General features: G+C 61.7%; 14 protein-coding genes. 11 read left to right on the forward strand and 3 right to left on the reverse strand.

Annotated features, from left to right (window positions below):
- The first annotated feature begins 5 nt into the window (after window positions 1-5).
- Entirely contained in the window at window positions 6-620 is a 615-nt protein-coding gene (locus tag LOY70_RS12800) for a GNAT family N-acetyltransferase (protein ID WP_265037186.1), read from the forward strand.
- Here LOY70_RS12800 and LOY70_RS12805 read toward each other — a convergent pair.
- Window positions 586-1479 carry a LysR family transcriptional regulator gene (locus LOY70_RS12805; RefSeq protein WP_265037188.1) on the reverse strand — a complete coding sequence of 298 codons (894 nt, stop codon included), beginning with the start codon at window positions 1477-1479 and terminating at the stop codon, window positions 586-588. The two genes, LOY70_RS12800 and LOY70_RS12805, sit on opposite strands and share 35 nt — an antisense overlap.
- Window positions 1480-1565: 86 nt before the next feature.
- Window positions 1566-1829, reverse strand: a complete 264-nt coding sequence (locus LOY70_RS12810; RefSeq protein ID WP_025213280.1) for a hypothetical protein — start codon at window positions 1827-1829, stop codon at window positions 1566-1568.
- A 184-nt stretch (window positions 1830-2013) separates the two neighbouring features.
- Here LOY70_RS12810 and LOY70_RS12815 point away from each other — a divergent pair, with 184 nt between their 5' ends.
- The 4 genes from LOY70_RS12815 (at window position 2014) to LOY70_RS12830 (ending at window position 5480) form a co-directional block, all read left to right on the forward strand.
- Window positions 2014-2571 (forward strand): NADPH-dependent FMN reductase, encoded by a 558-nt coding sequence (locus LOY70_RS12815; protein WP_025213281.1) that lies wholly within the window; start codon window positions 2014-2016, stop codon window positions 2569-2571.
- A gap of 666 nt (window positions 2572-3237) precedes the next feature.
- Window positions 3238-3567 carry a DUF6124 family protein gene (locus LOY70_RS12820; RefSeq protein WP_265037191.1) on the forward strand — a complete coding sequence of 110 codons (330 nt, stop codon included), beginning with the start codon at window positions 3238-3240 and terminating at the stop codon, window positions 3565-3567.
- Between the two features lie 241 nt (window positions 3568-3808).
- On the forward strand, window positions 3809-4159 hold the full coding sequence (locus LOY70_RS12825) for a metalloregulator ArsR/SmtB family transcription factor (RefSeq protein ID WP_265037193.1): 351 nt from the start codon (window positions 3809-3811) through the stop codon (window positions 4157-4159).
- 37 nt (window positions 4160-4196) lie between these two features.
- Window positions 4197-5480: an arsenic transporter gene (locus LOY70_RS12830; protein WP_265037195.1), complete on the forward strand. Its 1284-nt coding sequence runs from the start codon at window positions 4197-4199 to the stop codon at window positions 5478-5480.
- 130 nt (window positions 5481-5610) lie between these two features.
- Here LOY70_RS12830 and LOY70_RS12835 read toward each other — a convergent pair whose 3' ends face one another.
- Window positions 5611-6576, reverse strand: a complete 966-nt coding sequence (locus LOY70_RS12835) for a DUF1853 family protein (RefSeq protein ID WP_265037197.1) — start codon at window positions 6574-6576, stop codon at window positions 5611-5613.
- 105 nt (window positions 6577-6681) lie between these two features.
- On the opposite strand from LOY70_RS12835, the gene LOY70_RS12840 reads away from it, so the two are divergent.
- The 6 genes from LOY70_RS12840 to pepN are packed head-to-tail and all read left to right on the forward strand — an operon-like array spanning window position 6682 to window position 13216.
- The gene (locus LOY70_RS12840; RefSeq protein WP_025213287.1) at window positions 6682-7572 is read left to right on the forward strand and encodes an NAD(+) kinase; all 891 of its coding nucleotides are present in this window, start codon (window positions 6682-6684) and stop codon (window positions 7570-7572) included.
- Window positions 7569-8543, forward strand: coding sequence for a metallophosphoesterase (locus LOY70_RS12845; RefSeq protein ID WP_265038030.1), 975 nt, complete (start codon window positions 7569-7571; stop codon window positions 8541-8543). Before LOY70_RS12840 ends, LOY70_RS12845 begins: the two co-directional genes overlap by 4 nt.
- Complete coding sequence (locus LOY70_RS12850) at window positions 8540-9412, forward strand: rhomboid family intramembrane serine protease (RefSeq protein ID WP_265037199.1); 873 nt, start codon at window positions 8540-8542, stop codon at window positions 9410-9412. The genes LOY70_RS12845 and LOY70_RS12850 overlap by 4 nt, the downstream gene beginning before the upstream one ends.
- A gap of 45 nt (window positions 9413-9457) precedes the next feature.
- Window positions 9458-9718, forward strand: coding sequence for a YeaC family protein (locus tag LOY70_RS12855; RefSeq protein WP_265037201.1), 261 nt, complete (start codon window positions 9458-9460; stop codon window positions 9716-9718).
- On the forward strand, window positions 9715-10545 hold the full coding sequence (locus tag LOY70_RS12860) for a DUF2797 domain-containing protein (protein WP_123341414.1): 831 nt from the start codon (window positions 9715-9717) through the stop codon (window positions 10543-10545). Before LOY70_RS12855 ends, LOY70_RS12860 begins: the two co-directional genes overlap by 4 nt.
- 13 nt (window positions 10546-10558) lie before the next feature.
- Complete coding sequence (gene pepN, locus LOY70_RS12865) at window positions 10559-13216, forward strand: aminopeptidase N (protein ID WP_265037203.1); 2658 nt, start codon at window positions 10559-10561, stop codon at window positions 13214-13216.
- Window positions 13217-13581 lie beyond the last annotated feature (365 nt).

A 13581-nucleotide genomic window follows, 5' to 3' on the forward strand; every position in this document is an offset into this window, starting at 1 on the left:
CCAGTATGCAACCGGTCATGAATCCCAAATACCCCGGTCTGTCGGTGCGCGTCGTCGATGATGGCTTTGCCGCCTACATCTGGGGCAGTGATTTCAGTTTCGAGGTCAGCGACTACGGTACCGCGCAGGTTGGCCGGCCCGTGAGCCAATGGACGGTGACGCCCATCGTGCCCTATCGCAAGTGCTATGGCATCGATCCTGAAGAGTTCAGCAGCTTTCGCAATGCCCCGGACAGCGAGATCTTCATGGCTTACCTCGACGACCAGCCGGTAGGGCACCTGGTGATCAGTACCAACTGGAACGGCTTCGCCCATATCGACGAACTGGCAGTGCATGCGCCGGCCCGTCGCCACGGGGTGGCCAAGGCGCTGCTCGACGTCGCTCACTTCTGGAGCCGCAAGAAAAAACTGCCGGGGATCATGCTGGAAACCCAGAACAACAACCTGGGGGCCTGCCGACTCTATGAGCGTTGCGGGTATGTGCTCGGTGGCATCGACCACTTGCGCTATCGCGGCATCGACCGGCATACCGCCGAAGTAGCGTTGTTCTGGTACCGGTTGTTCGACGATCCGCTGGGCATGTCGATCAGTGGCTCAGCAACGCCTCGGCTTGTTCCGTAAGCCGTTCCAGCAACGATTGGACGGCGGGCGAGGGTTGCGTGCCGTTCAGGCTCAGGGCATAGAGGCCAATCGCAATCGCCGGTGACACCGGGCAGACATCCAGCTCGCCATTCTTTGCGCCTGCGGCGGTGAACGGGTCGACGATGGCCAGGCCTTCGCCGGCCTCGACCATGGCGCGCATCATCTGATGGGTCTGCACGCGGATCTGGATCACCGGCGCCGGCCGCAGCGCCGCCAGTTTATGTTCGAACGCGGGGCTTAGCGGGTCGTGGCCATCGAGCCCCACCAGCGACTGGCCCGCCAGGTCCTGAAGGGAAATGTATTTTTGCCGCGGTTGCAGCCAGCCGTGGGGCGCCAGCAATTGCAGTTTGCCCTGGGCGATCATCTGGCAATGGATGTCGGGGTGTTCCGGGTCGTGCAAGCTCAGGCCCAGGTCACTTTCACGCAATAGCAGGCTCTGGACGATGTCGCGGGTCGGTTGGCTGAGCAGGGTGCAAGGTACATCCGGATGCCGTCGGCGCAGCGCGGCGATGCTCTGGGGCAACAACTGTTGGGCCAGCGGCGGGGTGCAGATGACTCGCAGGGGAGGTGCCTGATAGTGTTTCAGGCTGCTGGCCAGGCGTTGCACCGGTTCGAGGGTGTCGTACACCCGCGTGATACCGTCGCGCAATTCAAGGGTTTCCCGGGTGGCCTGCAAGCGACCGCGCACACTGGCAAACAGCATGAAGCCCAGCTGCGCCTCGGCATCGCGCAGGATCGCCTCGACCTCCGCCACCGGCAATTGCAGCCATTCGGCCGCCGTGCCGAGGTGGCCGGTCTGCAGCAGCGCCTGGATCACTTCGATGTGGCGTAAACGCATGCAAGAAGTCCATGTTCGGCGGGAGAGCCATTGATTGGCTGAATCCTAACCCAAGTCCGGGCATGACTTCTGCTCATAACCAATGGTTATGAAGCTATTTGCGTTTCAGTGGGCGTTTGAGTGGGCAGCGGCGTTTCCGGTTCGCGCGTCAGTTCGATTTGAGATTGCACGAGAATAAATTTGCCGTCGTCGAGTTTGGTGACTCGATCACCGATCGCCAATTTATAGGTAGTGACAGGCTCCTTGCCGTTTCCGTCGGGCGACGGGGTCGATTCCTGGAACTCATGCACCGAATAGACGCGACCTTCGGCGTCCCGCGCATGAAATTGTCCGACAAGTACTGCTGCCATTGCTTAGAACCTCTGGAAATAGATCACTCGATTTGCGGTTCTGTAGACCCTGGTCAAGCGCGGTAAGTTTTCCTACATGAAAAAAATAGTCCAGTCGGCCGGTTTTCGTCGTCCCGCTGGTCCAATTGTCGCTCCGATCATCTATAACTACAGGCTCCTTTGAGCCGACAGTCGAGAGACTCTTATGAGTAATGTCTACACAGTGGCCGTTTTGGTGGGCAGCCTGCGCAAGGCATCGATCAATCGCAAGGTGGCCCTGGCACTGGCTGACCTGGCGCCAGCCAATCTGAAACTGAGCATCGTCGAGATTGGCGACTTGCCACTCTATAACGAAGACATTGACGTAACGCCGCCGGCAGCCTACACCACATTCCGTCAGCAGGTGGGCGCAGCCGACGCAATACTGTTCGTCACGCCTGAATACAACCGTTCGGTACCGGCACCGCTGAAAAATGCCATCGACGTCGGCTCGCGCCCTTATGGCCAGAGTTGCTTCAGTGGCAAGCCGGGCGCGGTGATCAGTGCATCGCCGGGCGCCATCGGTGGTTTTGGCGCCAATCATCATTTGCGCCAGTCCCTGGTGTTCCTCGATGTGCCTTGCATGCAGCAGCCGGAAGCCTACCTGAGCGGCGCCGGGACGGCGTTCGACGAGGCGGGCAACCTGTCGGAGTCCGTGAGGCCGTTCTTGCAGAAATTCATCGATGCCTATGGCAAGTGGGTGGAGCAGCATAAAAAGGCCTGATGGCCTCCTGCGCTTCAGGATCCCGCGCTCATCAGAAAACGGGGTTACACTCCCGGCCGTTCGTGTTTCCCCTCGCACGGCGCTGTTGATATCCCTTCAACCTGTCAACTCTGACAGTAGACGCGCTCACCCCGGCGCGTCTTAATTCCTCTACGTTCATTGCGCCTCTACTGTTTTATTGGCGGCCCCTCAAAAACGTCGAGGTGTTCCCCCATGGAAAAGCGCTTCCCTCAGCAAAAAAGGGGACGCATTTATTTACTAGCAACACATCCTGTGAAAGCGAGGAAACTCGCTTTCACAGGCCCGAGCTTACCGAAACTGCGCCCCACGTCATCCTTCATCCTCCGGCTACACCGTCTTGCGCCGTTGCCTACAACTGCGCCAGAATCCGCCGGCTTGTGCGTCTGGGGGGCGGGCTCTATCGTTTGCGGGTCGCTGACGAATCAGTGATCGGGTTTAGCGATCCGGCTCAACACACAGACGCAACAATGCCCAGACCCAAGTGCAGTCATTCCGTGCCTGTAATTTGTGTAATGGTGGCTGTGCGCGGGAGACCTTCGGGTCTACCCGGGGTTTCTGTGACCCGGATCGCTAACCTGCGTACAGCCGCCACCTTACTTGTTTAGCGATAGGTCGTGGTGGCTCAACCCTTCACGGAGATTCACCATGTTCAAACCAACCCCAAATCCGCCAGACACCGATCCAGACCCAACCGCCTTCGACAAAGCCGCCAAACGCGCCCTCGATTACTATCTCAAGCCCGAGCCCGACACCGGGCCGCCGCCAAGCCAGCTCTTCACCGTGGTAAACGGTGTCGACACCGAATGCCTGCTCGCCAACCTCAGCGAAACCCTGGCTTCGGCCGATGCAATGATCAGCGACCTGGCCTTCGAACTGGACGGTTCGCGCCGGCATGTGGCGTTGGGCATTCAACAGTTGATCGAATTGGGCGGATTGCTGGCTAACCGGGCGCTGGATAACGGCGATCCGCGCTAGCTGGTCCACTCAATCCGTGGCGAGGGGATTTATCCCCGTTGGGGCGCGAAGCGCCCCCATTCAAATTGCCTGGCACACCAGGGTGTTGGGTCTGGGGCTGCTTCGCAGCCCTGCGGGGATAAATCCCCTCGCCACAAGTGCATGTACATCTGCAAGTGCATCTGCAACTTCAAATCCCTGCTTTACGGGATATTCGAATTTCCATATATTCGCCGTTCGCTCATCCAGACTGTTTCCCGCCATGACCGAATCTCACAATCCCGTCGACGTCTTCAAGGCGCTGGCCGACGACACCCGGACCCGCATTGCATTGCTGGTGGCCCGCGAGGGCGAGTTGTGTGTCTGTGAACTCACCGCGGCGCTGGACCTGAGCCAGCCGAAGATCTCCCGGCACCTGGCGCAGTTGCGCAATGCCGGCCTGCTCAACGACCGGCGCCAGGGGCAGTGGGTCTACTACCGCCTGCATCCACAATTGCCATCTTGGGTGCGTACCCTGTTGGAACAAGCGTTGGCGGCCAACAGCGCCTGGCTGGCGGTGGATGTGCAGCGTTTGGGCGCGATGACCGGCCGGCCGGTGGCGCGTTGCTGCTGATGTTTTCTCTTCAATCCCTCTTTCAAGGCTGTTGCGCATGCTCATCGCGTCGTTGATTTTCCTGCTGACCATTACGCTGGTGATCTGGCAACCCAAGGGGCTCGGCGTTGGCTGGAGCGCGACGCTCGGTGCGGTGCTGGCCTTGTTGAGCGGGGTGGTGCAGGTCGGTGACGTTGCGCTGGTGTGGCAGATCATCTGGAACGCCACCGGCACGTTTGTCGCGCTGATCATCATCAGCCTGCTGCTGGACGAGGCGGGGTTCTTCGCCTGGGCGGCCCTGCACGTGGCCCGGTGGGGGCGGGGCAGTGGGCGCAAGCTGTTTGCCTTCATGGTGCTGCTGGGCGCGCTGGTGTCGGCGCTGTTCGCCAATGACGGGGCGGCGCTGATCCTGACCCCTATCGTGATCTCGATGCTGCTGGCGTTGCGGTTTTCCCCGGCGGCGACCCTGGCGTTCGTGATGGGCGCCGGTTTCATTGCCGACACCGCGAGCTTGCCGCTGGTGGTGTCGAACCTGGTCAACATTGTCTCGGCGGACTTCTTCGGCATCGGTTTCAACCGCTACGCAGCGGTCATGGTGCCGGTGAACCTGGTTAGCGTGGCCGCCAGCCTGGCGATCCTGCTGTGGTTCTTTCGTCGGGACATTCCGAGCGACTACGACCCGCATCAACTGGACGATCCAGCGAGCGCGATCCACGACAAGGCGACCTTTTATGCCGGTTGGGTCGTGCTGGTGATTCTGTTGCTGGGCTGCTTTGCCCTGGAGCCGCTGGGGATTCCCATCAGTGCGATTTCGGCGGTTTGTGCGGCGTTGCTGCTGGCCGTCGCCGCCCACGGTCACAAGATCTCCACCCGCAAGGCGATGAAGGAAGCGCCCTGGCAGATCGTGATCTTCTCCCTCGGCATGTACCTGGTGGTCTATGGCTTGCGCAACGCCGGGCTGACCGGGTACCTGGCCCACTGGCTCGACGGTTTCGCCGACTATGGCGTGTGGGGCGCAGCCATGGGCACCGGGCTGTTGACGGCGTTGCTCTCGTCGGTCATGAACAACCTGCCGACGGTGCTGATCGGCGCCTTGTCCATCGATGCCAGCCAGGCCACCGGGGTGGTGAAGGAGGCGATGATCTACGCCAACGTCATCGGCAGCGACCTGGGCCCGAAAATCACGCCGATCGGCAGCCTCGCGACTTTGCTTTGGTTGCATGTGCTGGCGCGCAAGAACATCCAGATTGGCTGGGGGTATTACTTCAAGGTCGGGATCGTGCTGACGGCGCCGGTGTTGTTGGTGACGTTGGCGGCGCTGGCTGTGCGGTTGTCCTTCTAGAACCGAGTTGGCTTCATCGCGAGCAAGCTCGCTCCCACAGTGACCGCAGCGCCTGCAATTACAAGGTGAACAGAGATCCAATGTGGGAGCGAGCTTGCTCGCGATGAGGTCCTGACAGGCAGCACAAGGCTCAGCCATTGCCCGGCACATCCGGCCAAAGATCCGCCACCAGGAACAGCCGCTCGGCTTCTTCCCACTCACCCTCGGCGTTTTCCGTCAGGCGCACCATCAGTTGCGCCGGCGCCATGGGGTCGAGGGCCATTCGCCAGGCGTCCAGTTGCTCGGTGCTCCAGGTCTGGTCCGCCGGATAATGGGCTGGAGCCAGCCAGGCGGCGCGGGGCAGGGGTTGCCAGCGGCCTGGCGGACGTTGGGCGACGAAGGCGGGCCAATCGCGCTGATGCAGCCAACTGCCCCGCAGATGCCTGGGGTGCGCACCGGCCGGTGGTTCGGCCTGGCCAGGCCAGGGGTACAACAAATAACCGCCGAGCCAGAGCTCGGAACGAAACCCCTCGAGGCCGGACGGTTCGATACCCAATGCCGCCAAGGCCTCGCGGCTTTCCGGGCGCGTCGAGATCGGTAGCTGGTGCTCGCGCAGATGCGCCAGCTTACGGTCGAGTCGGTCATGGCAACCCGGGCCGAGCCACTGCGCGGTGTCCTGGCCGTTGCCCTGCTGGGGGCCGAGGTACAACTTGATCGCCAATTCCAGATGATGGATGCCGTCGCCATCGCGCAGCAGCAGGTCCAATTCACCCAGCGTATGGCCGGCGTGCCGGATCGGCAGATTCGCGGCAATCAGCTCGATGCCCGGCGCGTGTTGCACGGCAAACTGCCACAGCCTTTCGTAATACAGGCCCAGGCGCCGTGTTCGCCCTTGGGACAGGCAATGCAGCAGCGGATAGCTGTCACGGTCCAGTTGTCGCAACCAGTGTTCCAGCCGATGAGGATCCTGCACCCAGCCGCTGCCGGTCAGGGGGTGGCGCTGGGGCCAGGGTGGGTCGATGAGCATCGGCGGGGCGAGTATCGCCCACGCCAGATCGCGCACTTCGGGATGGCGCAGGCGGCGGGGCAAGTCCAGCAATTCGGGAAACAGGATCATGTTGCGAGCATAGCCGCTGTGATGAAGGCTTAAAGAATTTTGTCTATGGAGCGCTTTCGCCCATAATCGTGGTTTTCGCCCGTCGCAGACCTTCGCAGGAGCCTCATGGAGCAATTTCGCAATATCGGCATCATCGGTCGCCTGGGCAGTTCACAGGTGTTGGACACCGTTCGCCGTCTCAAACGTTTCCTCCTGGAGCGGCACCTGCATGTGATCCTCGAAGATACCATCGCCGAAGTGCTGCCGGGCCATGGCCTGCAGACGTCGTCGCGCAAGATGCTCGGCGAAGTCTGTGACATGGTGATCGTGGTCGGCGGCGATGGCAGCCTGTTGGGGGCCGCCCGGGCCCTGGCGCGGCACAACGTTCCCGTGCTGGGCATCAACCGGGGCAGCCTGGGGTTCCTGACCGATATCCGCCCCGACGAGTTGGAAACCAAGGTCGCCGAAGTGCTGGACGGCCACTACCTGGTGGAAAACCGCTTCCTGCTGCAGGCCGAGGTCCGTCGTCACGCCGAGGCCATCGGCCAGGGCGACGCCCTCAATGACGTGGTGCTGCACCCCGGCAAGTCCACGCGCATGATCGAATTCGAGCTGTACATCGACGGCCAGTTCGTCTGCAGCCAGAAGGCCGACGGCCTGATCGTCGCCACGCCCACCGGCTCCACGGCCTATGCGCTTTCCGCGGGTGGCCCGATCATGCACCCCAAGCTCGACGCTATTGTGATTGTGCCCATGTACCCCCATACCTTGTCTGGGCGACCCATTGTGGTCGATGGCAACAGTGAGCTGAAAATCGTCGTGTCCAAGGATATGCAGATCTACCCGCAAGTGTCCTGTGACGGTCAGAACCATTTCACCTGCGCGCCGGGTGACACCATCACCGTCAGCAAGAAGGCGCAGAAGCTGCGCTTGATCCATCCGCTGGATCACAACTACTACGAAGTCTGCCGGACCAAGCTCGGCTGGGGTAGCCGGTTGGGGGGTGGAGGCGACTGATGCTCGATCCTGCGCGCAGTTACGACCTGATCGGCGACGTGCACGGATGCGCCTTGACCCTTGAACGCCTGCTGGACCAACTCGGTTACCACAAGCAGGGCGGGGTCTGGCGGCATCCATCGCGCATGGCCGTGTTCCTGGGGGACATCATTGACCGGGGCCCACGCATCCGCGAGGCGCTGCACATCGTCCACGACATGGTGATGGCCGGCCAGGCGCTGTGCATCATGGGCAACCACGAGTTCAATGCCCTGGGCTGGAGCACGCCGGCACTGCCGGGCAGTGGCCAGCGTTACGTGCGCGAACACACCCCGCGCCATGCCCGCCTGCTCAACGAAACCCTGACCCAGTTCGAGCAGCATCCTGCGGATTGGCATGACTTTCTCAAATGGTTCTATGAGCTGCCGTTGTTTGTCGACGCCGGCCGTTTCCGGGTGGTGCATGCCTGCTGGGATGCGGGCCTGATCGAACCGCTGCGCGGCCTGTTCCCGGACGGCTGCATCGACGAGCATTTCCTCCAGGCTTCGGCGGAGCCGGGCAGCTTTGCCTGCACGGTGTTCGATCGTTTGCTGCGCGGCACCGACATGCGCCTGCCCCATGGCCTGACCCTCACCGGCGGCGATGGCCTGACCCGTTCGTTCTTCCGGACCAAATTCTGGGAAGACAACCCGCAAACCTACGGCGACATCGTGTTCCAGCCTGACGCCTTGCCTGAACCGGTGGCCCGCACGCCACTGTCGCCGGATGAAAAGAACAACCTGTTGCGCTATGGCGCCCATGAACCGCTGTTGTTCGTCGGCCACTACTGGCGCAGTGGCAAACCCGCGCCGATCCGTCAGAACCTGGCCTGCCTGGATTACAGCGCGGTGCTCTACGGCAAGTTGGTGGCGTACCGCCTGGACCAGGAAACTCGCCTGGATCCGCACAAATTTGTCTGGGTCGATGTCGAGCGGCCGGAGATGATGCAATGAGTGTCGTCGCTGTATTGCGCTTGCCCCTGGCCGTGGATTTGAGCGGGTTCGTCAAGCTGTTGCAACGCATGCAGGTGCCCCATCGGGTCAGCGAAGAGGCCGGTGAGCAGGTGCTTTGGGTGCCAGATGAAATCAGCGAGGACGTGCGTTCCTTGTATGCGCGCTTCCCGGCCGGCGATCCCGAGCAACAGCTGGAGTTGCCAGCCAGTGACAGCGCATCGCGCCGGGCCGGATTCTTTCAGCAATTGAGCCGTAGCCCGGTCACCGCCCTGGTGTTGCTGCTGAGCCTGATCGTCGGTGCCGTGACCCTGTTGGGGGAAAATCTGCAAACCCTGCGCTGGCTGACCTTCCTGGAGTTTCGGGTCGTCGGTGACTACATCCAATTCACGCCCCTTGGCGACAGTCTGGCGGCGGGGCAGTGGTGGCGTCTGGTGACACCGATGCTGATCCATTTCGGTTTCCTGCACATCGCCATGAATGGCATGTGGTATTGGGAACTGGGGCGGCGTATCGAGGCCCGACAGGGCGGCATCAACCTGCTGGGGCTGACGTTGCTGTTCAGCCTCGTGTCCAACTTCGCCCAGTATGTGTTCAGCGGTGCGACGCTGTTCGGCGGTTTGTCCGGCGTGTTGTACGGGTTGCTGGGGCACTGCTGGATTTATCAACTGCTGGCGCCGAACCCGGCCTATCACTTGCCCCGTGGGGTGCTGGTGATGATGCTGGTGTGGCTGGTGCTGTGTCTGTCGGGGCTGGTCTCGCTGATCGGTTTCGGCGAAATCGCCAATGCGGCCCACGTCGGCGGGTTGCTCATCGGTTGCTTCACCGGTTTGTTGGGTGGGCTTTTCGCTCGCCGTAAAATGGCCCTCTGACTGGCGTTTGTGCCTCTTGAATATGCGCGATTGCGCGGAGAACCCATGTCCTCGTTCAACGAAATGATCAAAAACATCACCCCGGACATCTACCAAAGCCTGAAACTGGCGGTGGAAATCGGTAAATGGTCCGATGGCAACAAGCTCACCGCCGAGCAGCGCGAACTGTCGCTGCAGGCGATGATTGCCTGGGAAGTCCAGAACTTGCCTGAAGAAGAGCGCACCGGCTACATGGGCCCGCAGGAGTGCCAGTCGAAGTCGACCGAGGTGCCAAACATCCTGTTCAAGTCGGACGCCATCCATTGATCGAGATTGGCCGCGGTGCAATCAGCAAGATGTCGGCGCGCCTTGACGGGCCGACCGTTCAATACGCCTTTCGCCTGGGTGACGTCGAGGTGCCGGTCAATCCGTTGATTGGCAGCACGGTGCGCCTGGAGTTTCTCGGTGCGATCCACTGCACCCATTGCGGACGCCGGACCAAGACCAGCTTCAGCCAGGGTTATTGCTACCCTTGCATGACCAAGCTGGCCCAATGCGACCTGTGCATCATGAGCCCCGAGCGCTGCCATTTCGAGGCGGGCACCTGCCGCGATCCGGCCTGGGGCGAGCAGTTCTGCATGACCGATCATGTGGTGTACCTGGCCAATTCCTCGGGCGTGAAGGTCGGCATCACCCGCGCCACGCAATTGCCGACCCGCTGGCTGGACCAGGGCGCCAGCCAGGCGCTGCCGATCCTGCGGGTCGCCACCCGCCAGCAATCGGGGTTTGTCGAAGACCTGTTCCGCAGCCAGGTGGCGGACAAGACCAACTGGCGAGCGTTGCTCAAGGGCGATGCGGTGGCGGTGGACCTGCCCCGGATCCGTGACTCGCTGTTCGAAAGCTGCGCCGAGGGATTGCAGGGCTTGCAGGAACGATTTGGCCTGCAAGCGATCCAGACCATAGCGGACGTCGAACCCATCGAGATCCGTTATCCGGTGGAGCAATACCCGGCCAAGATCGTCAGCTTCAACCTGGACAAGAACCCGATCGCCGAAGGCACGCTGCTGGGGATCAAGGGCCAATACCTGATTTTCGACACCGGCGTGATCAACATTCGTAAATACACGGCTTACCAGCTCGCCGTGCATCAGTAGAAGGATTCGACCCATGCGCACCGAACAACCGAAGATGATTTACCTGAAGGACTATCAGGCGCCCGACTACCTGATCGACGAGACACACCTGACCTTCGAGTTGTTCGAGGACCACAGCCTGGTCCATGCGCAACTGGTGATGCGCCGCAACCCCGAGCGCGGTGCCGGGTTGCCGCCCCTGGTGCTCGATGGCCAGCACCTGGAGCTGGTCTCGCTCAAGCTCGATGACGCGGACCTGGGGCAGGGTGAGTACCAACTGGACGATAGCCACCTGACCCTGCAGCCCAAGGCCCAGGCCTTCACGGTCGACACCACCGTCCGGATCCACCCGGAAACCAACACCGCCCTGGAAGGCTTGTACAAGTCCGGCAGCATGTTCTGCACCCAGTGCGAGGCCGAAGGTTTCCGCAAGATCACCTATTACCTCGACCGTCCGGATGTGATGAGCAAGTTCACCACCACCGTGGTGGCCGAGCAGCACAGCTATCCGGTACTGCTGTCCAACGGCAACCCGATTGCCAGCGGCCCCGGCGAAGACGGTCGGCACTGGGCGACCTGGGAAGACCCGTTCAAGAAGCCCGCGTACCTGTTTGCCCTGGTGGCCGGTGACCTGTGGTGCGTCGAAGACACCTTCACCACCCTGAGCGAACGTACCGTGGCGCTGCGCATTTATGTCGAGCCGGAAAACATCGACAAATGCCAGCACGCCATGACCAGCCTGAAGAAGTCGATGCGCTGGGACGAAGAGGTGTACGGGCGTGAGTACGACCTGGACATCTTCATGATTGTCGCGGTCAACGACTTCAACATGGGCGCCATGGAGAACAAGGGCCTCAATATCTTCAACTCCAGCGCCGTGCTGGCCCGCGCCGAAACCGCCACCGACGCCGCGCACCAGCGGGTCGAGGCGATCGTTGCCCACGAATATTTCCACAACTGGTCGGGCAACCGCGTGACCTGCCGCGACTGGTTCCAGCTGTCGCTCAAGGAAGGCTTCACGGTGTTCCGCGATGCCGGCTTCTCGGCCGACATGAACTCGGCCACCGTCAAGCGCATCCAGGACGTGGCTTACCTGCGCACCCACCAGTTCGCCGAAGACGCCGGCCCCATGGCCCACCCGGTGCGTCCGGACAGCTTCATCGAGATCTCCAATTTCTACACCCTGACCGTGTACGAAAAGGGTTCGGAAGTGGTCGGCATGATCCACACCCTGCTGGGGCCGGAGGGTTTCCGCAAGGGCAGCGACCTGTACTTCGAGCGGCACGATGGCCAGGCCGTGACCTGCGATGACTTCATCAAGGCCATGGAAGATGCCAATGGCGTCGACCTGGCCCAGTTCAAGCGTTGGTACAGCCAGGCCGGCACGCCACGGCTGGCGGTGAGCGAGGCCTACGACGCCACGGCCAAGACCTACAGCCTGACCTTCAGCCAGAGCTGCCCGCCAACCCCGGACAAGCAGGAAAAGCTGCCGTTCGTGATTCCCGTCGAACTTGGCTTGCTGGACAGCCAGGGCGCCGAAATACCGTTGCGCCTGGCCGGTGAGGCGGCGGCAAGCGGCACCTCCCGGGTGATCTCGGTGACTGAAGCCGAGCAGACCTTCACCTTCGTCGACATCGCCGAACAACCCCTGCCATCGCTGCTGCGTGGCTTCTCGGCACCGGTGAAGCTGAGCTTCCCGTACAACCGCGACCAGTTGATGTTCCTGATGCAACACGACAGCGACGGCTTCAACCGCTGGGATGCCGGCCAGCAGTTGTCGGTGCAGGTGTTGCAGGAACTGATCGCCCAGCATCAGCAGGGCGCCAGCCTGTCGCTGGACCCGCGCCTGGTCAGTGCGCTGCGCACCGTGTTGTCGGACGAATCCCTGGACCAGGCCATGGTCGCGGAAATGCTTTCGTTGCCAAGCGAGGCCTATCTGGCGGAAATCAGCGAAGTGGCCGACGTCGAGGCGATCCACGCTGCCCGCGAGTTCGCTCGCCGACAGTTGGCCGAAAGACTGTTCGAAGGCCTGTGGCTGCGCTATGAAGCCAACCGCGACCTGTCGAAACGCACGCCGTATGTGGCCGAGGCCGAGCATTTCGCCCGGCGTGCGTTGCAGAACATCGCGCTGTCGTACCTGATGCTCACCGACAAGCCCGAGGTGCTGAGCGCGACCCTGGAGCAGTTCGACAGCGCCGATAACATGACCGAACGCCTCACGGCGTTGGCGGTGTTGGTCAATTCGCCGTTCGAAGCCGAGAAGGCCAAAGCCCTGGAAGTGTTCGCGGAAAACTTCAAGGGCAATCCGCTGGTCATGGACCAATGGTTCAGCGTCCAGGCCGGCAGCCCGTTGCCCGGTGGCCTGGCGCGGGTCAAGGCGCTGATGGAGCACCCGGCGTTCAATATCAAGAACCCGAACAAGGTGCGGGCACTGGTCGGCGCGTTCGCCGGGCAGAACCTGATCAACTTCCACGCCGCCGACGGTTCGGGTTACCGCTTCCTGGCGGACCTGGTGATCCAGCTCAATGGCTTCAACCCACAGATCGCCTCACGGCAACTGGCCCCGCTGACCCGCTGGCGCAAATACGACAGCGCCCGCCAGGCGTTGATGAAGGGCGAACTGGAACGCATCCTGGCGTCAGGCGGGTTGTCGGCCGACGTGTTCGAAGTGGTGAGCAAGAGCTTGGCATAAACAGGCACTGCCTAACTTTTGTGGCGAGGGGATTTATCCCCGCTGGGCTGCGCAGCAGCCCCCAAACCAGGCAACTCGGTGTGCCAGGAAGAATTGAGTTCACTGCTCAGGGGCTGCTGCGCAGCCCAACGGGGATAAATCCCCTCGCCACATTCATCACCCTCGCGAATGTCTTCTTATTCGCCCTTGGCCTATATGCCCCTGGTTAACAAAAGATAACGTGGCGTCGATTGTCAGACCTTTCGAAAGCCCGATAGGATAGACCTGCTTGCGAAGTGGCTCTAGATTGCAGGTTTCAGGGCTATGCTCAATGCCTGGCAATGTGGAAGAACCCGCTGATGGCGCCCTGAAAAGGTTGATGACCT

Source organism: Pseudomonas sp. B21-054 (assembly GCF_026016345.1).
Taxonomy (GTDB): Bacteria; Pseudomonadota; Gammaproteobacteria; order Pseudomonadales; family Pseudomonadaceae; genus Aquipseudomonas.